This window comes from Varibaculum massiliense, assembly GCF_900106855.1.
GTDB lineage: Bacteria > Actinomycetota > Actinomycetes > Actinomycetales > Actinomycetaceae > Varibaculum > Varibaculum massiliense.
The window spans coordinates 297,897-320,770 of the sequence record NZ_FNWI01000004.1; the positions used below are offsets into that span (position 1 = coordinate 297,897).

The window sequence follows — 22,874 nt, forward strand, 5'->3', positions numbered from 1 at the left end:
CTTGACAAAAACTTTAAGGCTTGGCTCGCTTTTTGATGGCTCAGGTGGCTTCCCACTAGCGGCAACAAAGGTTGGTATCGAACCTGTGTGGGCAAGTGAGATTGAGCCCTTCCCGATCCTGGTCACCACCACGCGCCTTCCGCAAATGCAACACCTAGGCGACATCTGCGACATTGACGGCAGTCAGCTAGAGCCGGTGGATGTGGTCACGTTTGACTCTCCTTGCCAAGACCTGTCGGTAGCAGGTAAAAGGGCAGGTTTAGCTGGCGAACGCTCGGGTCTATTCCACCAAGCCGTCAGAGTCATCAGAGAAATGAGAAAGGCAAGTCATGGTCTATATCCAAGATTCGCTGTTTGGGAAAACGTGCCCGGAGCCTTCTCAAGCAATAAAGGGGCAGACTTCCACAGCGTCCTGCAAAACCTCATCTCGGTTGTCGACGAAACGGCAGCGGCTGACCTACCTCGAGTACAAAAGTGGCATAAAGCTGGAGCGATCGTGGCAGACCAATGGAGTATTGCGTGGCGAGTATTGGACGCGCAATTTTTCGGAGTACCCCAACGACGCAAAAGAATCTACCTTATCTGCGATTTTGCAAGCGGGCGTGCCGGACAAATACTCTTTGAGCCCCAACGCGTGTTCCGGGATCTTGCGCCGGGCTGCAGTGAAAGGCAAAACCCTCCCACCAATCCTCGAGCAGGCACTCACGAGGCAAGCAAATCTTTAGATGTGTTCGCCTTGCGGATGCGGGCAGGTAAACCAGGCGGCGGTAAAGGCCCGCTCGTGCAAACAAACCTTTCGGGCACGCTCGGATGCAGTAACGACCAGAGTATTATTGAGCCGCTACTGTTTGACCATCATCCTCATGATGCCAGGGTGGGCGGACCATGCCAGATAGCACCAACCGTGACCGCTCGTTACGGCACTGACGGAGGCAATACTCCCATCATCGCTACCGCCTACGGTTTCAATGCGTTGCATGAGGGACGCGGCGCAGCAGTAGGCAGGTACGGTTATCCCACCGAGGTATCAAAGACGCTCGATACGTCTGGAGCTATTCTCAAATTATTAATACGAAAATCGGTTCCCTGGACACCTCTAAACTTGGCCCTGCCGCGCAGATGTCGATGCTGGAAGCCGGATTTTTCGCGTCGGCAGATCCGCAGGGCGACGGGCAGATTGATTGGCAGGTCTATGGTTCTGACGGTGCGATAGTGGGGGAGGGCAAGTGCCCCGCCCTGGCGGTACAAGCCTTGCACACTCAACTGCGCGCCGGACTTCGGCTGGACACTGACAGCGCTATGGCAGCTCTAAAATCTGGGAAAATCCCTGTCCTCATGCCCAATCGGACGTATTTTTTGGCAGACCGCGGGGAAACCTGTGCGTCCTGGCCCGGCTGCGCTGCCAAAACTTGGACCACCGGGGACGGCGTTACCCTCAATCTGAAAGCTCCGGGGACTCCGTTGACCTCCGACGCGACAAAAGCCGTGTTTACGGAGGGCAACGGGGGGCTGCTGAGTTACGGGGTGGTCGACGGGAAATTCCTTTGGGAAGGCGTCGCGCCGCCATTGAAAGGAGCTGCCACCACCGGGGATACGTTTGTCCTGGGGTCAGGGTTGGGTCAGTTGGCGCAGCTGGGTGACCTCAACAAGGGCAGTGCCAAGGCAGTGTTGCGCTACCTCGGCCTACCCTAGAGGGCTGCCTCAAGAAGCAACCTGTTGAGGTTCCGGGTCAGAGCCGGGGGCGGCAGACTGCGCGCCATGATAGCGCTGCAGACGCTGTTGACGAAGCAAATCCACCAGCCAAACAATCAGGAACAATACGCCTTCAAGCAGCACGACTGTGGCTCCTGACGCGGTATCGAACCAGTAGGAAATATAGGCTCCCAGCACGACACAGGATACGGAAAGCAAGGGAGCTATCCATAGCATAGCGTTGAACCGGTTTGTGAGCAGCCGGGCGGTTGCGCCAGGGGTAATCACCAGTGCCACGATGAGGATTGCGCCCACTGCTTGCATCGCCACCACGACTGTCAAAGACAGAGCTACCAGCAACAGAGTCGCCAACCAGCTTGTAGAGATGCCGATAGCGTGGGCGTGAGTCTTGTCGAAGGCATACAGCACCAAATCCCGTTTTTTGTATAACAACAGCACCAGAGCGAGTGGGCTCAATATCAAGACCTGCCACATATCGGCTCTGGTAATGCCGAGCATGTCGCCAAACAAAATGTGGTGCAAATCAATGTGACTGGGGAACAGACTGATTAAGACCAGACCGGAGGCAAACATTGTCGTGAATACCACCCCAATAGCCGTGTCTTCTTTGACCCGTCCGCGCCCCCGCACTGCGCCAATCAATCCCACCACCAGCAAAGCTGCCACGAGGGCGCCTATTGCGAAGGGCGTTCCCAAGAGGTAGGACACGACGATTCCGGGAAGAATTGCGTGGGACAGGGCGTCACCTAACAGTGACCAGCCAATCAAGACCAACCAGCAGGACAACACGGCACAAACCGCCGCCGCGACTCCGGTGACGATGATGCCCCGGAGCATAAACTGCTGCGTCCACATTTCGATGAAAGCTTCATAAAAATTCACTGTCCACCTCCTGACGCGGCGGGATTTAATCCAAACGCTTTCGCGAGGTTTTGCGGGTCTAAGGCGCCGGCGGGATCACCTTGATAAACTACGCGACGATACAGCAAAACCACTTCATCGCAGAGCTTTTCCAAAGAAGCCAAATCGTGGGTTGAAACCACCACCGTGGTGCCTTTTGCCGAGATTTTGCGCAGCAAATCGACGATATTGGTTTCGGAGTATTTGTCTACTCCGGCAAACGGTTCATCGAGGAGCAGGAGGGGCGCGCCTTGGGCAATCGCGCGGGCGATAAACACCCTTTTCTTTTGACCGCCGCTCAACGCCCCAATTTGGCGCTGTTGCAAATCTTGCAACTCCACCATTTCTAACGCGGCTTGCACCGCTGCCACGTCTGCAGATTTGGGACGACGGGTCGGTCCCATAAATCCATACCGTCCCATCATGACGACTTGGTTTACGTTAACCGGGAAGTCCCAATCGATTTCCTCATTTTGCGCAACATAACCAATCAGTCGCTGTTTGCGGGCTTGGTTCGCGTCAATTCCGGCAACTTTAATACTGCCCTTTTGATACGAAACGCTGTTGGTGATGGATTTGAACAGTGTTGATTTTCCCGAACCGTTCATCCCTACCAGACCACAAATTTGACCGCGCGACACGGTTAAACTGGCACCCTCCAGTGCCACATTAGCTCCGTAACGAACATGCAAATCTGAGACTTCTAATATAGGCGGGGCTAAATTTGAGCTGGACTCAGCTTCAGCCCCGCCTGGCTCTATGCGGTTGTCGAGAGCATCACTCATTTCTGAGTCAATCCTCGGGTAATCAAATCTGCGTCGTAGCGCAACAGATCCAGATAGGTCGGAACGTCTCCATCTGAGTCTGACAAGGAATCAACATACAATTCCCCACCGAATTTCGCACCTGTGGCTTCCACAACGGGTCGCATTTTGTCTCCCACGGTTGACTCGCAGAAAACTGCGGGAACGTGGTTTTGCTTCACGTAGTCTTCCACTTCCGCTACGCGAGAGGGAGTGAGGGCTCCTTCGGCATTTACGCCCCACAAGAATTTCTCGTTGAGGTTATAGTCGCGAGTCAGATACGAGAATGCTCCCTCACAGCTGACCAAAGTACGTTGTGACGGGTCGAGCTGAGAAAGCGTGGACGTGATGTCCTCGCCGACTTTTTCAATCTTGGCACCATACTGTTTGGCATTTTCCTGGTACTCGGAGCAGTTCTTTGCATCTAAATCGCAGAAGGCTTTTGCCATATTCTTCACGTAGAGGGCGCCGTTTTTCGGGCTCATCCAAGCGTGCGGATTGGGCTTACCCTTGTAGTCGCCTTCGGTAATCGGAATGGGCTCTACGCCCTGCGAAACATTGACCTTTTTGGCATCCAGATCGGCGGTAAACTTCGTGAACCAGCGTTCCAAATCCAGCCCGTTATTTAAAATCAGTTTCGCTTTCTGCGCCGACTTCAAGTCCGAGGGCGTGGGTTGGTAATCGTGGATTTCCGCCCCAGGTTTGGTGATAGAGCGGACTTCCAGATGGTCTCCGGCAACGTTTTGAGCCATGTCCTGCAACACGGTAAATGTGGTGAGGACCAGGGGTTTGCCTGGTGCGGCTGAATCCGAGCTGGAGCTGGGGGTCCCGCCGCACCCGCTGAGAGAGGCTCCCAGGCACAAAAGCGCGGCTACGGTCAAGGTTTCTTTAATTTGCTTGTTTTTAAATCTCTTCATGGGTATAACCTAAGTTAGGCATACCTAAGTTTGCAAGCCCGAAACCGTTGAAATCCCGTAATTTAGCGATTTTTTTGTACTGACAAATCCTAAAAAACCAAGGATACGAGCTTTGGAGCACGCACGATAATCCGTTTCGGCTCCCGCCCGTCCAGCAACTTCACCACCGCCGGTTCCGCCAGGACCTTCGCCTGCAAATCCGCCTCGGAAATCTCGGGGTCCACCGACACTTTCGCGCGCACCTTGCCCGCCACCTGCACCACGCAAGTGACCTCCTCAGCCGCCAACAGCGACTCATCGGTCACGACCGGGAACGTGGCCCGGGCGATTCCGCCCTGGTGACCCAAACGTTCCCACAGTTCCTCCGCAATGTGCGGAGCGATGGGGGCGACCATCACGACCAACGCTTCTGCGGCCTCACGTGGCACCTGGGGTAACCCGGTGAGGTGATTATTCAGCACAATCATCTTGGCGATAGCCGTGTTCACGCGCAGATTGTCGTACTCCACGGTGACATCGTGAATGGTGCGAGCCAGCACTTTTGCGGTCGCCAAATCCGGGGCGTCATCGGTCACGGTGAGCGCGCCGGTGTTCTCATCGACGATATTGCGCCACAGTCGCTGCAGGAAACGCTGGGAACCGACCACCGCGCGCGTGTCCCACGGACGGGACATATCCAGCGGTCCCATCGACATCTCGTAAACCCGGAACGTGTCCGCGCCGTAATCCGCGCACATCTGATCAGGGGTGACAATGTTCTTGAGCGACTTGCCCATCTTGCCGAACTCGCGGTTGACGGGCTGACCCTGCCAGGTAAAGCCGTCCTCCTCGCTACCCTCCACCTCGTCAGCCGGGACGTATTGCCCACGTGAATCCGTGTAGGCATAAGCCTCAATCATGCCCTGGTTGAACAGGCGATGGAACGGCTCTGAACTGGACACATATCCCAAGTCGTAGAGGACCTTGTGCCAAAAACGCGCGTACAGCAGGTGTTTCTCCGACCTGCAACCAAGGCGGCATCGCCATCGTCGAACCCGACGTTGTGAGCGCCTCGAAGGCAGACTTCTTCTGCCGAGGCAACGTCAATATTGCTGGCGCTCTGTTGGCTTCGGACTCAACTGAGCCGCCCCTGGTCACTGACCCTGGCATGCCCAAATACCGCGTGAGACGCTTAACCCCCACCGAATGCGCCCGCCTACAAGGATTCCCTGATACTTGGACAGACGGACTCGCCATCGAGAACCCGAGCGAAGACGTGCTGGATTATTGGTGGCAGGTCTGGGCTAGCTGGGCCAAGGTGCAAGGATTGAAAAAACCTAAAACCCGCAACCAAGTACGCAAATGGCTGGCTAATCCAGCGTCCGACCGGGCACTCTACAAGCTGTGGGGAAACGGGATAGCTTTGCCGTGCGCCAAACTCGTGCTTTCCCAGATAGTCGCCGAGAGCACTAAAACTCCTTGATTTTAAGGCAAAAATTACTGGATAAGTACGCGCTCCTATGGCTGTATGTACATGACCAAACAACCAGCAAGAAAGAGAGGGTTTGGTGATGATCGGACAGCTATATGTCGATCTAGAAGAAATCGAAAACCTCGGAGTCGACCTCACCGATATTGGTGCGGTGTGGAATGCGGCCAAAGACCACGGCTACGAGCACGTAGAAATGATCGTCTCCAACTTTCCAGACAACTACCTGCGCCTCATCCGCACATGGATGGACGTTCAAAGCATCGAATTTGATGGTGAGGAGGATGAGCAATGGTGAACACCAAAAAGGCTGAAAACTACGGGCTCGTAGTCACCCTGCCCGCCACGCTTGATGAGACTGAGCTGGCAAGGCTGCATGAACTTATCGCTGCCAAGAAAGACTTGATCGCTAAAGCGCTCGGCGCGAGCCAGCTTAGCATCACCACCAGTAGTGAGGGGCTGAGTTTCCCGTGGTGGGATGAGCTGCCAGAGTTCGAGAAGATCACGGCATACACCGAGTTCCTAAGCAAAATGGTCGCATATGCGAAACGCATCGGGCTCACCACCCACCGCGCCGCGAGTGACAAGGTGGTGAATGAGAAGTATGAACTGCGCTCCCTGCTTTACCGCATCGGACTTTCTGGTAAAGAACATAAGGAAGTACGCAAGATCTTACTTGCACCATTAAGCGGTGATTCTGCGTGGAAAACCCCGCCACTAATAAACACTAACCAAGAGATGTAAACCACTATTTATTAGGCAAAATAGGCGGCAAAATGACTGGATAAGTAGCGAAGTCTATGGCTGTATATACATACCGAAACGGTACACAACACATAAGGAAACAGCCATGAACACCAAAGAAGCTGAATGCAGCGTCGAGGAAGAAAACACCGAACGCCTTATCGGACGTGCTAACCGGTTGGGATACACCATCACCAGCATTGAGATTGAACCTGGCCGGGTCGCGATTTCTATTGTTCCTTCCCCGCTGTTCCCCTACACCCCGGAGCTTGACCGAGACTTTGAAACCGATCAATGGCGGGTGCAAACCACCGCCTACGGAGCGTTGAACCTAGACAACATCGAACAAGTCACCGAGGGATACGGGCGGGCAGCAGCGATGGTGCGTGAACTTGAACATGCTACACCAGGAAACGTTGTCAACTACCACCTGACCCGTTAAAACTAAACACACAGGCAACCCCACCTGGCGTGGGGTTTTCCTTTATCGTGAAGCGTTATGACCTAGAGATGTACATCTCTAAGTTTTCTTGAAAATAGGCGGAAAATGACTGGATAAATAGGCGGGTCTATGGCTGTATATACATACCGAAACGGTACACAACAGAAAGGCACCAGCCATGAACAGCACAAAGGTCACCAGCGAAACCCTCCAGATGCGCGTTGATTCCTACGGGACGGTTCTTGCCTACGGGAACTACACGCTAGCAAGTTTTGCTACCTGGACCAAGACTGAAGGATTTGGCAATAACGCCCAAATCTACCGGTTGATGGAAGAACCCGTCAGCGGGTTCGGGCCTAACTCGAGGAGCCGCGGAGAATGCGAACTCGAACTCATCGCGAAGTCAGACCACCTTTTCGCTGACGCCGGACATGCGATCGCCTGGGCGTTAGCTAATCTGCCCGAAGCCTAGCCCCGCCGGGTATGAGGGTACCTGTTATCGCTGGTAGTAACTGACTTTTTAACCAATAGAAGGTAACTGATTCGTATGCGTCAGCTAGCTGAATATCAACCGACACGGTTCATGGCTGAAAGCTCGCGCTATGACAAGCGCCGAGCCGACTTTGCAGTCGCGTTTATCGAAGCTTTAAAGCATACGAAAGGACGGTGGTCAGGAAAACCTTTTAAGTTGATTGATTGGCAAGAACAAATCATTCGCGACCTTTTCGGCACCCTCAAAGCCGATGGATACCGCCAGTTCACGACTGCTTATGTGGAGATTCCGAAGAAGCAAGGCAAGAGTGAGCTGGCTGCTGCCGTCGCATTGTTGCTCACGTGCGCCGATGGCGAGGAACGCGCTGAAGTTTATGGGTGTGCTGCCGATCGGCAACAAGCATCCATCGTGTTCGAAGTGGCAGCCGACATGGTGAGAATGTGTCCCCCACTAGCCAAGCGGGTAAAGATCCTTAGAAGCCAAAAACGTATCATCTACTCCCCCACCAATTCCTTCTACCAGGTACTATCGGCCGAGGCCTATTCCAAACACGGATTCAATATTTCCGGAGTGGTATTCGATGAGCTACACACCCAACCCAACCGGGCGCTCTTCGACGTGATGACCAAAGGCAGTGGGGATGCTCGCACCCAGCCGCTGTACTTCCTGATAACAACCGCCGGCACCGACACTCATTCGATTTGTTACGAGCAACACCAAAAAGCCCAAGACATTCTCGATGGCAAAAAGATCGACCCCACCTTTTATCCAGTCATATATGGGGCGGGGCAAGATGATGATTGGACCGATGAAGCCGTGTGGCATAAAGCCAACCCATCCTTGGACGTGACGGTGCCAATCCAGAAAGTTAGGGACGCTTGTAATAGTGCCAGGCAGAATCCGGCTGAAGAAAACACCTTCAGACAATTGCGGCTCAATCAGTGGGTGAAGCAGAGCGTGCGGTGGATGCCTATGCACGTCTGGAATCAAAACAACACCCCAGTAGATTTATCGGAGTTGGAGAGCCGGGTTTGTTACGGCGGGCTCGACCTGGCATCCACCACCGATATCACTGCTTTCGTTCTCGTATTCCGACCCACGGATGACGATGACAAATACACGGTCGCGCCCTGGTTTTGGATTCCCGAAGACAACCTCAAACTCAGAGTTTCTAGGGATCACGTCCCCTACGACTTGTGGAACAGTCAAGGCTTCTTGGAGACGACCGAGGGCAACGTGGTGCACTACGGGTATATCGAGAAGTTCATTGAGGATCTTGGCACCCGGTTTAATATCCGAGAGATCGCTTTCGACCGGTGGGGTGCGATCCAAATGAGCCAAAACCTTGAGGATGCTGGTTTCACGGTGGTGCCTTTCGGGCAAGGCTTCAAAGACATGTCCCCACCATCCAAAGAACTGATGAAGCTGGCGTTGGAGGGCAAGCTGGCTCATGGCGGGCACCCGGTGCTGGCCTGGATGGTCGATAACATTCACGTACGCACCGACCCAGCAGGAAACATCAAGCCAGATAAGCAAAAATCCACGGAAAAAATCGACGGAGTCGTCGCCACCATCATGGCCTTGGATCGAGCAATAAGATGCGGCAACACCCCAGAGGCGAGCTCAGTTTATGATTCGCGGGGACTATTGGTGTTTTAGCGTTTTGCTGGTGATCCAGTGCATGGCTACAAGGTTGAGTCCCATGGCTGCCACCATGACGAGCGAAGCGAGTGGAAGCCCTACTGTTCCGCAGGTGGGTGTGATGGTGATGAGCCAGATCATGATGGGTAGCTGTATGGGGGCGCTCCATAACCGTAGCGGGATTCGTTTCAGGTAAGTAAAGAGCAACTGGCCGCAGTGGATTACCAGGTGGATGGTGTAGGCGACCATGATGGCTGCTATCCATACTGGCTGGCACCAGATAGCGACCGCGATGAGCAGAACGAGTTCTTCTGTTGCGATCACTGTGAAATGTGTGCGGGTCATGTTGATGTGTCGAACAGGTTCAGGCAACCGGGCAGTGTTGTCGTCTAGCCATGGAACCAGGACGAAGTATTCCTCGATTTCGTGCCACAAAAATAGACCCACAAACACAATGACTGGCCAACCCACCACGCACCTCCTCGTGTGAACGTTACCCAATTATCCCACAGGGAAAGGAGCCACCATCATGGGATTCCTCGACTGGCTACGCGCCGCCAACCCTCGCCGCGCCTCGAACCACCATCTCACGAGCCAGTATTCGTTCCTGTTTGGCCCCACGTCGGCGGGTCGGACGGTGACGGAACGATCGGCGATGCAGATGACGGCCGTGTATTCGTGCGTGCGGATTTTGGCTGAGGCGATAGCCGGCCTACCACTGCACGTATACCGTTACAAGGACGGTGGCGGCAAGGAAAAAGCAGTCGATCATGGTTTGTACCGCCTGCTTCACGATGAACCTAACCCCGAGATGACGAGCTTCGTGTTTAGAGAAACGCTCATGACGCATTTGTTGTTGTGGGGTAACGCGTTTGCTCAGGTAGTGCGTAACGGGCTCGGCGAAGTCATTGGACTGTATCCGTTGCAACCGAATCGGATGAGCGTAGGCAGGGATCTGGACACCAAGAGCTTGTATTACGAGTACCAAACCAGCTGGGACGAACCCGCAGGAGAGTACCAAACCATTCGGCTTACCCCTAATGATGTGCTTCATGTTCCAGGTCTTGGTTTCGATGGGTTGGTTGGTTATTCCCCGATTGCGATGGCTCGTAATGCTATCGGCCTGGCACAAGCCACTGAGGATTATGGGGCTTCATTTTTTGCTAATGGGGCGGCACCGGGCGGTGTGTTGGAGCATCCGGGCACGATAAAAGATCCCTCCCGGGTGCGTGAGTCCTGGCAGGCAACCTTCGGGGGCGCGAAAAACGGCAATAAAGTCGCTGTTTTGGAAGAAGGGATGAAGTACACGCCGATTAGTGTGTCGCCTGAGCAGGCGCAGTTTCTTGAAACGAGAAAGTTTCAGCTCAACGAGATCGCCCGAATATTTCGTATTCCGCCGCACATGATCGGCGACCTCGAAAAATCTAGCTTCAGCAATATTGAGCAGCAGAGTCTCGAATTTGTGAAATACACCCTCGACCCGTGGGTGATCCGCTGGGAACAAGCAATCACCAAAACACTGCTAAGCGCTCGTGAGAAACAGCAGTTGTTTGTGAAGTTCAATGTTGAGGGGCTGCTGCGCGGGGATTACCAGTCGCGTATGGAGGGCTATGCGGTAGCCCGCCAGAACGGCTGGATGAGCGCAAACGATATCCGCGAGCTAGAAAACCTTGACCGCATCGACCAGGACGATGGCGGTGATCTCTACCTGGTCAACGGCAACATGCTCCCGTTGCCCATGGCAGGCGCTTATGCAGCAACCAAACAAGCCGACGCTGTTGAAGCTAAAGATGAGCAGCTGGAAGAACAACCTGGAGAGAATCAAGTTTTGAGGAGGAGAATGTGAAGCGTTTTTGGAACTGGATACCACCAGAAACAACCAACCCGGACACCCAAGAGGATGTTCGGGTTTTGCGTATTAACGGGGCTATCGCAGAGGAATCTTGGCTCGACGACGATGTAACACCAGCTGTTTTCGAGTCTGAACTAAATGCTGGCTCGGGTCCGGTCACTGTTTGGCTTAACAGCCCTGGTGGTGATGTGGTTGCGGCAGCCAGGATTTACAACATGCTTCTGGACTACCCAGGAACCGTGACAGTCAATATTGATGGCATCGCAGCATCCGCAGCGAGCGTGATCGCTATGGCAGCAAGTCATGTGGCGATGTCGCCGGTGTCGATGTTGATGATCCACAACCCAGCAACGTTGGCGATGGGCGATAAAACCGAACTCTCGCGTGCCCTCGACATGCTTGAGAGTGTCAAGGACTCGATTATCAATGCTTACCAGCTCAAGACTGGGTTGAGCAGGGCGAAGTTGTCGAAGTTGATGGATGCCGAGACCTGGATGGACGCAACTGCAGCCATCGAACTTGGGTTCGCCGACGAGCTGCTGACTGGTAAACGAGCACCAACCCCAGACAAAGAGGACGAAGAATCTGAAGAGCCGGGTGAAGACGAGCCGGATGAGGACGATTCCGGCGGGGATGACGAGCAAGGCCCTGCCCGTAAGAAGCCGCCGTTGCCGCCCAAAAACAAGGGTGGTGTGGTGTTTTCCAGAAAAGTAACCGAGCAACGGCTGGTCGCCCAACTAGCTATGCACGGTAAAAGTGCTGCCCCTCCCGGGCCGCCGCCTCCTGTAAGTGAACATCCTTGTCTAAAGCCCGCTGTCTCTTGTGGTCGGCGGGTTGTTGATTTATACGCCCTTTTAACCAACCAACCCCATTAACTAAGAGAGGAAATATTCCATTATGACTACTGTTACTGATTTGTATACCCGGCGTGCCCAAACCTGGAATAAGGCTAAGAAGTTTCTAGACGAGCGGCGCGATAGCGACACTGGCTGTCTAAACGCCGAAGATGACGCGGCCTACGCCAAAATGGAAGCTGAGATTGAGGCACTTAGCGGCGAGATTGCTCGATGTGAGCGAGCCGAACGCCTAGAAAACACTCTTGCCAAGGCGACCTGTAATCCCATCACTTCCGCTCCTGGAAGCGGCATGGGCGAAGACAGTAAGGTCAAGCCTGCCCGTGCTACAGCTTCCTACAAGCGGGCGTTTTGGGATGCGATGCGGCTTAACACCTCCCCCATGGAAGTAAGGAATGCGCTAAGCGAGGGGGTGGATTCTGAGGGCGGATACCTAGTGCCTGACGAGTTCGAACGCACCCTAGTGCAGTCTTTAGCCGACCAAAACATCATGCGCATCCTCGCCAAGGTTATTCAGACCACTAGCGGGGATCGTAAAATCCCTGTCGTGTCTACCCATGGCACCGCTACCTGGCTGGATGAAGGCAAACCATACAACGAATCCGATGAAGCCTTCACCCAAATCTCCCTGTCGGCGTTCAAGCTGGGTACCTTCCTCAAAATCAGTGAAGAACTGCTCAACGATGCAGCGTTTAACGTTGAACAATACCTAGCGAGCGAGTTTGCTCGCCGTATTGGAGCTGCTGAAGAAGAAGCCTTCCTGGTTGGCGATGGTAAAGGTAAACCCACCGGTATCTTCAACCCCACCGGCGGTGCAGACTTAGGCGTGACCAGCGCCAAGCCTACCGATATTAGCGCTGATGAACTCATCGATCTGCACTATAGTTTGCGCTCCCCGTACCGGGCGCGTGCGGTGTGGCTGATGAACGATGCAACAGTAAAGACCGTGCGCAAGCTCAAGGATGGTAACGGGCAGTACCTGTGGCAGCCAGCCCTGACTGCTGGAACCCCGGACATGATCCTTGGCCGCCCCGTCTACACCAGTGTTTTTGCACCTGAGCTTAAAGCGGGGGCGCGCACAGTAGCGTTCGGTGACCTCGGTTTTTATTGGATTGCTGACCGGCAAGGCCGCTCCTTCAAACGCCTAAACGAGCTATTTGCAACCACCGGGCAGATCGGGTTCCTCGCATCCCAACGCCTAGACGGCAAGCTCGTCTTGCCCGAAGCGATCAAGGTGCTTACCCAGAAAACCGCCGGGTAAACCATAAAAATAGTTAGGAGGTGGCAGCCATGAAAACAGACGAACTCATGGCTTTAGTCAAGCAGAATCTACTGGTCAACCATAGCGAGGATGATTCTTTGATTGCCTCGTTTGTTTTGGCTGCCACCTCCTATGCCACCGCTTACCAACATTTGCCCGAGGGCTACTACCAAACGCAGCCCATGTCGCAGGCAACCCGGCAAGGCATTATCATGCTCGCCACCCATTTTTACGAATCCAGAGATGGAGCAACCGCCGGGTTTTGGGCAGACAAAACCGATGCTGCCCGCGCCGTGTGGAACGCGGTTAACACCCTGCTTCGTCTGGATCGGGACTGGAAAATCTAAAGAAAGGCGCGCCCTGTGGCAACGCTTGGAAAAATGAGCGAGCATATCGACTTGATACGGCCAGTGGTTACTAAAGACGCTGCTGGGTTCGCCACGACTCGTGATGAGGTTATTGCTTCGGTGCGCGCATTTATGCAGGTGCGCCATGCTTCCCCGGCTTGGGTCAACCGCGCCGCCTACACCAAAGCAGACCTGTTATTTAGGATCCGAGCAATACCCGGCATAAAAATAACCGAGGCCATGCAAATCAGCTCCGCACGTGGCAGGTACGTTATTGATGCTGTTGAACCTATCGGCCGCTACCTCCAGATCCTCGCCCACCGCATCGAACCAGAAGGAGCACCCTGATGGCTAGAGTACAAATCAAGCTTCCCAACGATTTCATTGACGCACTCGACTCAGCCAGCAACATCATTGATAACTCCGCTGAGCAAGTACTTAAAGCCGGGGCTAACATAGTGGAGCCGCGTATGCGCTCTAACCTGTCTGCCGCCATCGGCAGCTCAACGAAACAGCCCTCCCGCTCTACCGGTCAGCTCGCCAAAGCGCTAGGAACCGCGCCAGTAAAAGTCAATAGCCGAGGAGACTACAACGTCAAAGTTGGTTTCGCCGAGAACCGAGACGATGGTAGAGCTAACGCACTAATCGCTAACGTTCTTGAACACGGGCGCTCCAACCAGCCCGCTAGACCCTTCCTAGCTCCCACGCGTTCACAAACCAAGCGAGCCGCAATCACCGCAATGAAACAAACCCTAGCCGCGCGAATCCAGCAGGTAAAGCCATGAGCGGGCTTTTAGAAAACATAAGCCACATCGCTAAACAACTTGGGCTCGCCTATGCAGTCAGCTGCTACACCGATTCCCCAGCCCCAAACACGTATCTAGTATTCACCCCGTTAACAGATTATTTCGAGATCTTCGCCGACAACACCCCAGGCGTCGAAATAGAACAAGCCCGAATCAGCCTGTTCACGAAAACCAACTACTTAGCTCTAAGAGACCAGATCACGAAAGCTCTAATTAGCGCTCGCCTGGTTATCACAGGCAGGCGCTATATCGGATACGAGGACGATACCGGCTACCACCACTATTCAATCGACATCGCCACCTACCATTCTTACAACCTATAAAGGAGAAACACCATGGCAACTATTGGTTTAGACAAGCTCTACTACGCGAGCATTAGCGAAGATCCCACTAGCAGTGAGGAAACCTATGCCAAACCTAAACCGCTCGCTAAAGCAATATCCGCAGAATTATCTGTGGAGGTAGCTGAGGCAATTTTGTATGCCGATGACGGGGCATCCGAGATTGTCAAGGAATTCAAATCTGGAACGCTCACTCTTGGGGTTGATGATCTTGGGGCTGAGGCTGCAGCTGCCTTAACTGGTGCGAGACTGGACGCTAACGGGGTACTTATCAGCACTTCTGAGGATGGTGGTACACCCGTGGCTATTGGTTTTAGAGCTGCACGCTCTAACGGGAAGTACCAGTATTTTTGGCTTTACCGCGTCAAATTTGCTCTGCCGGGAACCACGCTGGCAACCAAAGCTGATTCGATCACGTTCTCTACGCCTTCTATTGAGGGAACGATCCTGCGACGTAACAAACCCGACGCTACCGGCAAGCACCCGTGGAAAGCCGAAGTCACCGAAGGAGCGATCGGCGTCAAGCCGGAAACCATTACTGGCTGGTACGCCCAGGTGTATGAGCCTGCCGCTACAAGCAGCATTAAACCGACAAACAACTAGAAAAGCAGGTAAGCCATGACAGCAAAAACCCAAACAAGCCCGGCCGATAGCCCCACTTTAAATAGCGCGACAATCACTATCGCAGGTCAAGAATACGAACTCGTCCTCACTACCCGCGCTACCCGCCTAATAGCTCAACGTTACGGAGGTCTAGAACATTTAGGTCAAGCCCTGGAAACTAGCGAAGATATGGATAAGTCACTCGGTGAGGTAATCTGGCTAATCGCCCTGCTCGCTAACCAGTCCGTACAAATACACAACCTCACCCATCCAGACGATAAGCGCCCAGAGCTAACCGAAGAAGCAGTAGAGCTACTAACTGTGCCTGCAGATTTAGCTGACTATCGAGAGGCTATCGCCCAGGCATTACAGCGCGGCACCCGGCGAGCAATCATGACCGAGACCCCTAACCCAAAAGGGCAAACCAAGAAAAAGGACACCTAATAGATAGTGACGAGGCAATCTTTACCCGCCTGACCTATATCGGGCTCGCCCACCTGGGACTGACCCGCAGGCAAATCGACCTGACCATATTCGGTGAACTCTTAGATCTGGTGGACTGCTGGCGCATCGAAACAGGTAGAGCCGTACCGAAACGCATCTGGTTTATTGACGATATTATTCCTGCGGGGGTTTAGCGGACAGCGTTGCGTGGCTAGTAATAATACGATTCGGAGTGTTTTTTGATTATTCGAAGCACGTCACAATGTCTTTTTTTGCAAGCACAGTGACCGTCTTTCGCATAATGGATTGCCTCTAGTTCCTCCACCACTCCCTGGTATCGATTTCGAGACTCGAGTGCGGCAGCGGTCTGACGTCTTCTGTTTTGTATCTCTTGTTCTAACTCCTCGTTTTCGCGTTTCAGGTTCCTAGCCATCTTTCTTGCTCGCTGCACGGCTTCTACAAGACGTTGCTGGTGTTCTGAAAGAGCATCGAGTTTTTGCTGAGGTGAATGTAGAGAGTGCTTCCTGCAATGAGAACAGATTGGAATTTGTGAATAGATGTCTTTTGTTCCGGTCCAGATGAACTCGATTTGGCAGCATTGACAAGTTCGAATCTCCTCAATTTTGCCTCCCCCAGAATATCCGACCCCGAACGGGTTCTTTTTTATCCCCATGTTGTAACGATACCTGTTCCCATATCTATTTTAAGAGGTAAACGCTCATGGCTGATTCGTCTTTTGGTTTGAAGATTGGTCTTGAGGGTGAGCGTGAGTTTAAGCGCGCGATCACGGATATTAATCGTGAGATGCGGGTTTTGGGATCTGAGATGAAGTTGGTGGCTTCTCAGTTCGATAAGAACGATAAGTCTGCTTCAGCGTTGACTTCTCGTAACCAGGTTTTGGGCAAGGAGATTGAGGCGCAAAAATCCAAGATTCAGACTCTTAAGAGTGCTCTTGATAACTCTGCTACCAGTTTTGGGGAAAATGATTCTCGGACGAAGAATTGGCAGATTCAGCTCAATAACGCTCAGGCGACTTTGAATGGTCTTGAGGGTGAGCTTAAAGAGAATAATTCTGCTCTTTCTAAGTTTGGCGATGAGGCTGATGGTGCGGGTGATGATGCGAAAACTGCAGCTAAGGATACTGGGCACTTAGAAAATGCTGTAGATGAGCTGGGTTCGCAGATGGATGGTACCAGTTCGAAGACCCGCATTTTTGGTGATGTGCTTAAAGCCAGTCTGGCAGCGGAAGCTGTTGTTGGTGGGGTTAAAGCTATTGGGCATGCTATTTCTTCTATTGGGCGGGGCATGGTCGGGGCTTTAAAGGATGGTTTGGACTATAACGCCCGGATGGAGCAATACACCACCTCGTTTACCACGATGCTTGGTGATCAAGCCAAGGCTCAGAAACTGGTTAATAACCTCAAGTTGGAAGCGGCTCGTACTCCGTTTGGGATGGAGGATCTAGCCAAGGCTACCCAAACGTTGATGGGGTTTGGCATGAGCGCTGAAGAATCCCAGGTACGCCTCAAACAGTTAGGTGATATCAGCCAGGGGGATGCTGGAAAGTTCGAATCCCTCACGTTGGCGTTTGCTCAAATGAGTTCTACTGGCAAGCTGACGGGTCAGGATTTGAACCAGATGATTAACGCAGGCTTCAACCCTTTAGAGGAGATTTCCCGTAAGACCGGTAAAAGTATCGGTGAGCTTAAAGAAGAAATGGCTAAGGGCGCGATCAGTGCGGATATGGTTGCGGATGCGTTTGCTAGTGCCACAAGTGAGGGTGGCCGGTTTTATGGGGCGATGGATGCCCAGTCCAAAACCTTCTCTGGTCAACTCGCTACGTTAAAAGACGGGGTCGATAACCTTAAAGGTTTACTTGCTGGAGGTTTGACCACGGCTTTGGCTGGCACGGTGATGCCGATGGTTAATGGTTGGGTCGATGAACTCACCGGCGCGTTCGAGACCGGGGGTGCCCCTGCCTTTATCGATACCCTGGGACAGATCTTGAAGGAAGCTCTGGAGTTTATTTCTAGCCAGCTTCCGCAAGTGGTGGATACCGGGATGAGTATCCTCACCTCTTTGTTGGAGGGCATTATCGCTGTTCTGCCTTCCTTGGCAGACACTGCCGTGACGTTGATTGTGGCATTGGTGGAAGCGATTATTGAGGCACTTCCGAGTCTGTTGGAGGCAGCGGTCCAGATTATCGCCACCTTGGTAGCTGGTATCGGCCAGGCTCTACCGGAGCTAATCCCGGCGGCGGTAGAAATGCTGATGACCATGATCCAGGGGCTCATCGATAATTTGCCACTCATTTTGGATGCAGCCCTGCAGTTAATTATTGGTCTTGCCCAGGGTTTGATTGCGGCTATCCCGGTGCTTGTTGAGGCTCTGCCGGAGTTGATTGGTGCGATTATTTCTTTCGTAATCGGGGCGATCCCCCAGATTATCGAAGCTGGTATCGAGCTGTTAACCGCGCTGGTTGGTGCCTTGCCTGAAATTATTACAGCTATCACCGGGGCTTTGCCGTTGATTATTACCGCTATCCTTAACGCGATCATCCAGGCAATCCCCCAGTTGATTAACGCGGGCGTGCAACTGTTGACGGCTCTTATTGGGGCCTTACCAACTATTATTAACGCGATTGTGGCGGCTCTGCCTCAAATCATCTGCGCCATATTGTCTGCTATCGGTGGGGCTATCCCCCTTCTTGTACAAGCTGGCATCCAACTATTAACCAGCCTAGTTCGGGCTTTACCGACCATTATCGGCACTATCGTTTCGGCTATCCCGAGGATTATTTACGGCATCGTTAGAGCAGTGATGGGCGGGGTCGGACAGATGATCTCAGCTGGAGCATCCCTGGTTTCTGGGTTATGGCAGGGTATTCAGTCACTAGCGGGCTGGTTGTGGAACCGGGTCGCTAACTGGGTGTCTTCAATCTGGAATGGGATTCTCGGATTTTTCGGTATCCATTCTCCTTCTAAGCAAATGGCGTGGGTTGGCGACATGCTAGTTGCTGGTCTAGCCGGAGCAATAACCACGCGCGGCCATAAGGCAGCCGATGCAGCAAAAGACATGGCTAAAGACACCATGGACGCTATGGAGGGGTTAACTAACGGGGTTAACGTACCTATCAAGGTCAGGGAGGATTTGTCATTGCCAAACACTGATCTGACCCCTGCCTCAGTTAAGCAAACATCGCAAACTGAAAAGGAAACTAAAACTCACGGCGTTGATGTTCAAGGGGTAGCAGATGCTACAGCTGCCCGGATTCTTAAGGGTTTGGATATCAAGGTTGTTTTAAGCGATGGGACGCTGGTCGGCAAACTCGCACCCAAAATTGATCAGCAACTATCACGGCTATCTCGGCGAGCAAATCTGCTAGCTGCGGGGGTGTAAATCAATGTACGGGTTTGTTCTCGACCATAAGGTTAGCTCTAAAAGCCTGGGTATCCGTTTTTGCGCACCCGTAGAAATCCCAGCTGCCACCATGGGGATAGATGATATTGAGGTGTCAGGGCGGGCCGGCAGCCTTACCCGCTTTAAAGGGTGGCAAGATGGCGAAATAACTTTGAAACTAGCGGTGCGTGGCGGGCTGGAAGCATACCGCAAAGCCGCCTACGCGCTGACTGGGGCCCACACGATTGGTTTTAGCGGTGAGCCTGGCATGTTCAGGTATCTTAAACACGTCAAAATATCACCAGCAGTGCCTTCGCTGTCCACTTGGGTAATGTTTGAAGCCGAGCTTTGCTGCCAGCCGTTTACCTACCTGGAAACCGGGCTTAAACAGCTAACTTTAAACGCTTCGGGCACGATTAGTAATCCTGGTCTTTTAGCTTCCGATCCGGTAATAACTGTTTTTGGTACCGGGGAGTTGGAACTAAAAATAAACGATACTGCTTTGATAGTTTCTGCTCCTAGCGGGCAATTAACTATCGATAGTCCCCGGCTTGTAACCCACGTTGCAGGTAAAACCCAAACAGATGGGATTTCAGGGCCCTTCCCGCAACTTTCTCCTGGCACTAACCACATCGAGCTGGGCACAGGTATTTCAAGAATCGAAGCCCAAGGTAACTGGCGTACCTTGTAGAAAGGAATAACCCATGATTACGATTCATGATCGTAGCGCTAGGGATTTTACTGCCAGTGGGTTAGCGGTGCTAGATCGCCACCTTATCGACCCAGTAGTAAGTCAGGAACTAAACGGCAAGTTTTCCCTAACATTTTCCTACCCCTTTGATGGGCCAGCAGCGAACCTGTTGGTAATAGAAAACATCGTGGCCGCCCCGGTTCCAGGAATAAGCCGTAGGCAAGGATTTCGTATCAGCGAGGTCACCACCAGCCTTGACGGGACTCTAGAAGTAGTTGCCCATCACGTGTTTTATGACCTTTCTGCAAACCTTATCGCTGACACCTATGTGGTAAACAAAACCGCTAAAGCAGCCCTAGATCAGCTGCTAGGGGCAGCCAATAGCCCGCACGGTTTTAGCGCTAGTAGTTCAGATAACTCGCGTCGAGCCTCTGCACGCATAGTTAGAACCCCACTCAGCGCGGCTCTGTTAGGTGACAGCGACAACAGTTTTATTTCCCGTTGGGGCGGAGAGCTTACTTTCGATAACTGGCACATCCACCACGCGCCCCGCATAGGCGCTAATCATGGCGTGGTTATAAGGGATCGTAAAAACCTGTCCGGGTACGAATCGAGCCTGGACTACACCACGATAGTTACCCGGATTTTGCCGGTTGGTTACGACGGTCTGCTCCTACCTGAACTGTATGTGGACAGCCCTCGCATCAGCGACTATATCTGCCCGCGTATCAAGGTCATCCGCTATGGGCAGGTCAAGGCAATCAAAGACCCGAACAAGCCACGTGAGGACGAACTGCCCCTAGAGCAAGCACACGCATGGCTGCGCGACCTAGCCAAAAGCGAGTACGCACTAGGCCTGGTTGATCAGCCATCTTGTTCCTACAAGATTTCATTTGTTGACCTTGCCTCCACTAAAGAATACGCAGATCTGCGCGAGGTAGAAACCCTATCCTTGGGTGATAGCGTGACCGTACGTCATAGCGACTCGGGCATGGAGTTAACCTCGCGGGTCCTGGCCTATGAGTACAACCCGCTTGGCCAAGAATATATAAGCATTGAGCTAGGTAGCACCGCCGGTAAATTCACCGACATCACCCACACCATCACCGCTGCCCGCAGCGAGGCTAGCCAAGCCCAGCAGGTTGCAAGTATTGCGCTAGCTAGCGCGGATGGGAAAAACACCAACCACTATGGCACCAACCAACCGGTATCTGCCAGGCTTGGGGATGTGTGGTTTAAAGACAATGGTGAGCAAGTAGGAATCTGGATATATAAGCTCACCGATACTGGTCAGCCCGGATGGGTCAGTCTTGCCACCGATTTGAACGGGGCCCAACTCGCGGCGAACCTGCAAGCAGCTAAAACCCAGATCGCGCAAGCAAACGCTAGCGTTGAGCAAGTCCAAGCAAGCCTTAAACAAACCCAAGGCGAGCTAATAAAAACTAGTACCGATACAGCGACTGCAAAAGCTCAAGCCGAAAAAGCTCTCAAGGATGCTACCAGCACTCAAAATGCTCTAGAAGCGTTCAAAGTGCAGGTAGCAGATGAAACCAAAAACATTAACGCCTCCTTGACGATGGTTTCAGACAACGTGAACCTGAGAGTTAAAAGAGCCGAGATTATTACCCAAATCAATCTGTCGAATGAAACCGTGCTGATTGATGCAGCAAAAGTACACATCAGTGGGCAAACCTCAATAGATGACGCCGTAATCGGTACCGCAATGATTGCCGATGCGGCTATCACTAACGCTAAAATCGGTGAGCTGTCCGCCGATAAAATAACCACCGGTACCCTAGCGTCCGCGCGGATTGCTGCCGGGAGCATCACTAGCGATAAGCTCACGATTGCTAACGGATATATACAAACAGTAATGATCCGCGACGCTGCTATAACCTCGGCGAAGATTGCTTACATAGATGCCAGCAAGATCACCACTGGTCTGCTTGATGCCAACCGGATCGGAGCGGCATCCATTACGGCAGATAAGCTTTCCGCTAACGCTATCCAGGTTGGTCTTGCCGGGTGGACAAGTAATATTCGCATCAACCCCACTGAAATCTCCTGGTATAACGGTTCGGAACTGGAAGGGAAAATCGCTAGTACCGGGATGCAGTTTTGGTACGGGAATCGATATATCGGACAGTTAGGCAGGGGCCATAAAAAGGATCATGAGGAAATAGAGGGTATCTCCACGTCGCTAGCTAACGAGGGGGACTATGTTGCCTGGACCTACCAAGACGCTCCAAACGGGGACTATTTCACGTGTTTGACCCTAGACCCAAAGGGCAGGTTTTATGATTCGGCTGGCATCCATCTTGGGGCTGATCTGCGCACGAATGGTTACAAGTTCTATACCACCGAAAACAGATCGGTCACCTTGGAAGATTGTGTACTAACAGATAGGGGCACGCATCCAGGATGGGTCGGGCCGACAAAGCTAGCCAAAGTAGTATTCCACACCTATGACGTCATGATCGTCACCAACGGCACGTTCTATAACATGACCCGACTTTTCGACCGGCTATCAGACCTTATGAGCCGGGTAAACGGGCTCATCGGGCTGCTTAACCAGGGATGGATCAGCACCATAACCTCCAAACCGGATGGCACCATCTCCTGGACCTACTTCCATAACACCGGGTATCAGCAAATGTCTACCAACACTGCCTAAACCAGGCTGTATTCAAGAAAGGAATACGTGATGAAAATTTGGATAGCTAACAAGCACCTAACCGGACTAACAGAACTATTAGCCGCTATGAGTCTTAAACCTGGCCCTTCTAGAGCTAGAACCAAACTGCTAGAGCTAGTACGGCAGGCCACCAAGCGTTTTAGCGATGACGAATACGAACTGGTAACCCAATACGCGTCCCTAAACGAAAACGGCAAACCCCGCATCGATGCTGGGGGAACATTCACCCTGGCATGCCCAGAAAAAGCCCAAGAATTCTTCGCCGCTCGTCAAAGCCTATTCGATTCCCTGGCCGAAGTATCTGGCCCTACCTACCAAAACCATCTCCAAGAAGTAAAAAGCCTAATAGAAACCTATGACGGTGAGCTATCCGGGCAACAAGCAGAAGCATTCTGTGCGTTAAGCGAAGCAGTAGAACAAGCCATAAGCAAAGGAGAAAACTCATGATTGAGCAAGCGAT

25 protein-coding genes and 1 pseudogene are annotated in these 22,874 nt (G+C 52.8%); 21 read left to right on the forward strand and 5 right to left on the reverse strand.

Translation table 11 applies throughout. The features are described 5' to 3' along the window. The first annotated feature begins 1 nt into the window (after nucleotide 1). Nucleotides 2-1,213, forward strand: a complete 1,212-nt coding sequence (locus BQ5456_RS10060) for a DNA cytosine methyltransferase (protein ID WP_235858508.1) — start codon at nucleotides 2-4, stop codon at nucleotides 1,211-1,213. Next, a complete protein-coding gene (locus BQ5456_RS01345) occupies nucleotides 1,120-1,692 on the forward strand; it encodes a hypothetical protein (RefSeq protein WP_231725828.1) in 573 nt (190 codons plus the stop codon). The genes BQ5456_RS10060 and BQ5456_RS01345 overlap by 94 nt, the downstream gene beginning before the upstream one ends. A gap of 9 nt (nucleotides 1,693-1,701) precedes the next feature. Here the strand turns inward: BQ5456_RS01345 and BQ5456_RS01350 are convergent, their stop codons facing one another. The 4 genes and pseudogenes from BQ5456_RS01350 to BQ5456_RS01365 all read right to left on the reverse strand — a co-directional run. Then, nucleotides 1,702-2,595: a metal ABC transporter permease gene (locus BQ5456_RS01350; protein ID WP_004009096.1), complete on the reverse strand. Its 894-nt coding sequence runs from the start codon at nucleotides 2,593-2,595 to the stop codon at nucleotides 1,702-1,704. Beyond that, complete coding sequence (locus tag BQ5456_RS01355) at nucleotides 2,592-3,398, reverse strand: metal ABC transporter ATP-binding protein (protein WP_022865321.1); 807 nt, start codon at nucleotides 3,396-3,398, stop codon at nucleotides 2,592-2,594. Before BQ5456_RS01355 ends, BQ5456_RS01350 begins: the two co-directional genes overlap by 4 nt. Next, the gene (locus tag BQ5456_RS01360) at nucleotides 3,395-4,333 is read right to left on the reverse strand and encodes a metal ABC transporter substrate-binding protein (protein ID WP_071128423.1); all 939 of its coding nucleotides are present in this window, start codon (nucleotides 4,331-4,333) and stop codon (nucleotides 3,395-3,397) included. The genes BQ5456_RS01355 and BQ5456_RS01360 overlap by 4 nt, the downstream gene beginning before the upstream one ends. An 89-nt stretch (nucleotides 4,334-4,422) precedes the next feature. Further along, nucleotides 4,423-5,325 (reverse strand): annotated as a pseudogene (locus BQ5456_RS01365) (class I tRNA ligase family protein); the annotation flags it as partial. 50 nt (nucleotides 5,326-5,375) lie between these two features. Between BQ5456_RS01365 and BQ5456_RS01370 the strand changes: the two are divergent. The 6 genes from BQ5456_RS01370 to BQ5456_RS01395 all read left to right on the forward strand — a co-directional run bounded on the left by BQ5456_RS01370 (nucleotide 5,376) and on the right by BQ5456_RS01395 (nucleotide 9,139). Next, a complete protein-coding gene (locus BQ5456_RS01370) occupies nucleotides 5,376-5,795 on the forward strand; it encodes a DNA cytosine methyltransferase (RefSeq protein WP_022865318.1) in 420 nt (139 codons plus the stop codon). Between the two features lie 88 nt (nucleotides 5,796-5,883). After that, nucleotides 5,884-6,099 (forward strand): hypothetical protein, encoded by a 216-nt coding sequence (locus BQ5456_RS01375; RefSeq protein WP_071128424.1) that lies wholly within the window; start codon nucleotides 5,884-5,886, stop codon nucleotides 6,097-6,099. Next, complete coding sequence (locus BQ5456_RS01380; RefSeq protein WP_071128425.1) at nucleotides 6,093-6,545, forward strand: virulence protein; 453 nt, start codon at nucleotides 6,093-6,095, stop codon at nucleotides 6,543-6,545. The genes BQ5456_RS01375 and BQ5456_RS01380 overlap by 7 nt, the downstream gene beginning before the upstream one ends. 106 nt (nucleotides 6,546-6,651) lie before the next feature. Further along, entirely contained in the window at nucleotides 6,652-6,987 is a 336-nt protein-coding gene (locus BQ5456_RS01385) for a hypothetical protein (protein ID WP_022865315.1), read from the forward strand. Nucleotides 6,988-7,165: 178 nt separating this feature from the next. Next, nucleotides 7,166-7,459: an Nmad4 family putative nucleotide modification protein gene (locus tag BQ5456_RS01390; protein WP_022865314.1), complete on the forward strand. Its 294-nt coding sequence runs from the start codon at nucleotides 7,166-7,168 to the stop codon at nucleotides 7,457-7,459. Nucleotides 7,460-7,534: 75 nt separating this feature from the next. Beyond that, nucleotides 7,535-9,139 (forward strand): terminase large subunit, encoded by a 1,605-nt coding sequence (locus BQ5456_RS01395; protein ID WP_071128426.1) that lies wholly within the window; start codon nucleotides 7,535-7,537, stop codon nucleotides 9,137-9,139. Here BQ5456_RS01395 and BQ5456_RS01400 read toward each other — a convergent pair. Further along, the gene (locus tag BQ5456_RS01400) at nucleotides 9,125-9,592 is read right to left on the reverse strand and encodes an HXXEE domain-containing protein (RefSeq protein ID WP_022865312.1); all 468 of its coding nucleotides are present in this window, start codon (nucleotides 9,590-9,592) and stop codon (nucleotides 9,125-9,127) included. The genes BQ5456_RS01395 and BQ5456_RS01400 overlap by 15 nt on opposite strands. 58 nt (nucleotides 9,593-9,650) lie before the next feature. Here BQ5456_RS01400 and BQ5456_RS01405 point away from each other — a divergent pair, with 58 nt between their 5' ends. The 13 genes from BQ5456_RS01405 to BQ5456_RS01470 all read left to right on the forward strand — a co-directional run bounded on the left by BQ5456_RS01405 (nucleotide 9,651) and on the right by BQ5456_RS01470 (nucleotide 22,861). Beyond that, complete coding sequence (locus BQ5456_RS01405) at nucleotides 9,651-10,967, forward strand: phage portal protein (protein WP_071128427.1); 1,317 nt, start codon at nucleotides 9,651-9,653, stop codon at nucleotides 10,965-10,967. Beyond that, complete coding sequence (locus BQ5456_RS01410; protein ID WP_022865310.1) at nucleotides 10,964-11,848, forward strand: head maturation protease, ClpP-related; 885 nt, start codon at nucleotides 10,964-10,966, stop codon at nucleotides 11,846-11,848. The genes BQ5456_RS01405 and BQ5456_RS01410 overlap by 4 nt, the downstream gene beginning before the upstream one ends. A 22-nt stretch (nucleotides 11,849-11,870) precedes the next feature. After that, on the forward strand, nucleotides 11,871-13,088 hold the full coding sequence (locus BQ5456_RS01415; RefSeq protein WP_071128428.1) for a phage major capsid protein: 1,218 nt from the start codon (nucleotides 11,871-11,873) through the stop codon (nucleotides 13,086-13,088). A gap of 29 nt (nucleotides 13,089-13,117) precedes the next feature. Next, complete coding sequence (locus BQ5456_RS01420) at nucleotides 13,118-13,435, forward strand: head-tail connector protein (protein WP_071128429.1); 318 nt, start codon at nucleotides 13,118-13,120, stop codon at nucleotides 13,433-13,435. Between the two features lie 15 nt (nucleotides 13,436-13,450). After that, nucleotides 13,451-13,783, forward strand: a complete 333-nt coding sequence (locus BQ5456_RS01425) for a phage head completion protein (RefSeq protein ID WP_071128430.1) — start codon at nucleotides 13,451-13,453, stop codon at nucleotides 13,781-13,783. Further along, a complete protein-coding gene (locus BQ5456_RS01430; protein WP_071128431.1) occupies nucleotides 13,783-14,220 on the forward strand; it encodes an HK97-gp10 family putative phage morphogenesis protein in 438 nt (145 codons plus the stop codon). Before BQ5456_RS01425 ends, BQ5456_RS01430 begins: the two co-directional genes overlap by 1 nt. Continuing rightward, nucleotides 14,217-14,564 carry a hypothetical protein gene (locus tag BQ5456_RS01435; protein WP_071128432.1) on the forward strand — a complete coding sequence of 116 codons (348 nt, stop codon included), beginning with the start codon at nucleotides 14,217-14,219 and terminating at the stop codon, nucleotides 14,562-14,564. The genes BQ5456_RS01430 and BQ5456_RS01435 overlap by 4 nt, the downstream gene beginning before the upstream one ends. Nucleotides 14,565-14,576: 12 nt before the next feature. Next, on the forward strand, nucleotides 14,577-15,185 hold the full coding sequence (locus BQ5456_RS01440; protein WP_071128433.1) for a major tail protein: 609 nt from the start codon (nucleotides 14,577-14,579) through the stop codon (nucleotides 15,183-15,185). A 15-nt stretch (nucleotides 15,186-15,200) separates the two neighbouring features. Further along, the gene (locus BQ5456_RS01445) at nucleotides 15,201-15,629 is read left to right on the forward strand and encodes a polysaccharide deacetylase family protein (protein ID WP_071128434.1); all 429 of its coding nucleotides are present in this window, start codon (nucleotides 15,201-15,203) and stop codon (nucleotides 15,627-15,629) included. Between the two features lie 720 nt (nucleotides 15,630-16,349). Next, nucleotides 16,350-19,028 (forward strand): tape measure protein, encoded by a 2,679-nt coding sequence (locus BQ5456_RS01455; RefSeq protein ID WP_071128436.1) that lies wholly within the window; start codon nucleotides 16,350-16,352, stop codon nucleotides 19,026-19,028. A 4-nt stretch (nucleotides 19,029-19,032) separates the two neighbouring features. Then, nucleotides 19,033-19,719: a hypothetical protein gene (locus BQ5456_RS01460; RefSeq protein WP_071128437.1), complete on the forward strand. Its 687-nt coding sequence runs from the start codon at nucleotides 19,033-19,035 to the stop codon at nucleotides 19,717-19,719. 13 nt (nucleotides 19,720-19,732) lie between these two features. Next, a complete protein-coding gene (locus BQ5456_RS01465; RefSeq protein WP_071128438.1) occupies nucleotides 19,733-22,393 on the forward strand; it encodes a phage tail spike protein in 2,661 nt (886 codons plus the stop codon). A 30-nt stretch (nucleotides 22,394-22,423) separates the two neighbouring features. Beyond that, nucleotides 22,424-22,861, forward strand: a complete 438-nt coding sequence (locus tag BQ5456_RS01470) for a DUF1617 family protein (RefSeq protein ID WP_071128439.1) — start codon at nucleotides 22,424-22,426, stop codon at nucleotides 22,859-22,861. The last annotated feature ends 13 nt before the right edge of the window (nucleotides 22,862-22,874 follow it).

Bases quoted from the DNA above. Each gene is read 5' to 3' on its own strand.
- BQ5456_RS01345 (WP_231725828.1), top strand. From the start codon at position 1,120: ATGTCGATGCTGGAAGCCGGATTTTTCGCGTCGGCAGATCCGCAGGGC.
- BQ5456_RS01355 (WP_022865321.1), bottom strand. From the start codon at position 3,398: ATGAGTGATGCTCTCGACAACCGCATAGAGCCAGGCGGGGCTGAAGCT.
- BQ5456_RS01360 (WP_071128423.1), bottom strand. From the start codon at position 4,333: ATGAAGAGATTTAAAAACAAGCAAATTAAAGAAACCTTGACCGTAGCC.
- BQ5456_RS01375 (WP_071128424.1), top strand. From the start codon at position 5,884: ATGATCGGACAGCTATATGTCGATCTAGAAGAAATCGAAAACCTCGGA.
- BQ5456_RS01380 (WP_071128425.1), top strand. From the start codon at position 6,093: ATGGTGAACACCAAAAAGGCTGAAAACTACGGGCTCGTAGTCACCCTG.
- BQ5456_RS01385 (WP_022865315.1), top strand. From the start codon at position 6,652: ATGAACACCAAAGAAGCTGAATGCAGCGTCGAGGAAGAAAACACCGAA.
- BQ5456_RS01390 (WP_022865314.1), top strand. From the start codon at position 7,166: ATGAACAGCACAAAGGTCACCAGCGAAACCCTCCAGATGCGCGTTGAT.
- BQ5456_RS01395 (WP_071128426.1), top strand. From the start codon at position 7,535: ATGCGTCAGCTAGCTGAATATCAACCGACACGGTTCATGGCTGAAAGC.
- BQ5456_RS01405 (WP_071128427.1), top strand. From the start codon at position 9,651: ATGGGATTCCTCGACTGGCTACGCGCCGCCAACCCTCGCCGCGCCTCG.
- BQ5456_RS01415 (WP_071128428.1), top strand. From the start codon at position 11,871: ATGACTACTGTTACTGATTTGTATACCCGGCGTGCCCAAACCTGGAAT.
- BQ5456_RS01420 (WP_071128429.1), top strand. From the start codon at position 13,118: ATGAAAACAGACGAACTCATGGCTTTAGTCAAGCAGAATCTACTGGTC.
- BQ5456_RS01430 (WP_071128431.1), top strand. From the start codon at position 13,783: ATGGCTAGAGTACAAATCAAGCTTCCCAACGATTTCATTGACGCACTC.
- BQ5456_RS01435 (WP_071128432.1), top strand. From the start codon at position 14,217: ATGAGCGGGCTTTTAGAAAACATAAGCCACATCGCTAAACAACTTGGG.
- BQ5456_RS01440 (WP_071128433.1), top strand. From the start codon at position 14,577: ATGGCAACTATTGGTTTAGACAAGCTCTACTACGCGAGCATTAGCGAA.
- BQ5456_RS01445 (WP_071128434.1), top strand. From the start codon at position 15,201: ATGACAGCAAAAACCCAAACAAGCCCGGCCGATAGCCCCACTTTAAAT.
- BQ5456_RS01455 (WP_071128436.1), top strand. From the start codon at position 16,350: ATGGCTGATTCGTCTTTTGGTTTGAAGATTGGTCTTGAGGGTGAGCGT.
- BQ5456_RS01460 (WP_071128437.1), top strand. From the start codon at position 19,033: ATGTACGGGTTTGTTCTCGACCATAAGGTTAGCTCTAAAAGCCTGGGT.
- BQ5456_RS01465 (WP_071128438.1), top strand. From the start codon at position 19,733: ATGATTACGATTCATGATCGTAGCGCTAGGGATTTTACTGCCAGTGGG.
- BQ5456_RS01470 (WP_071128439.1), top strand. From the start codon at position 22,424: ATGAAAATTTGGATAGCTAACAAGCACCTAACCGGACTAACAGAACTA.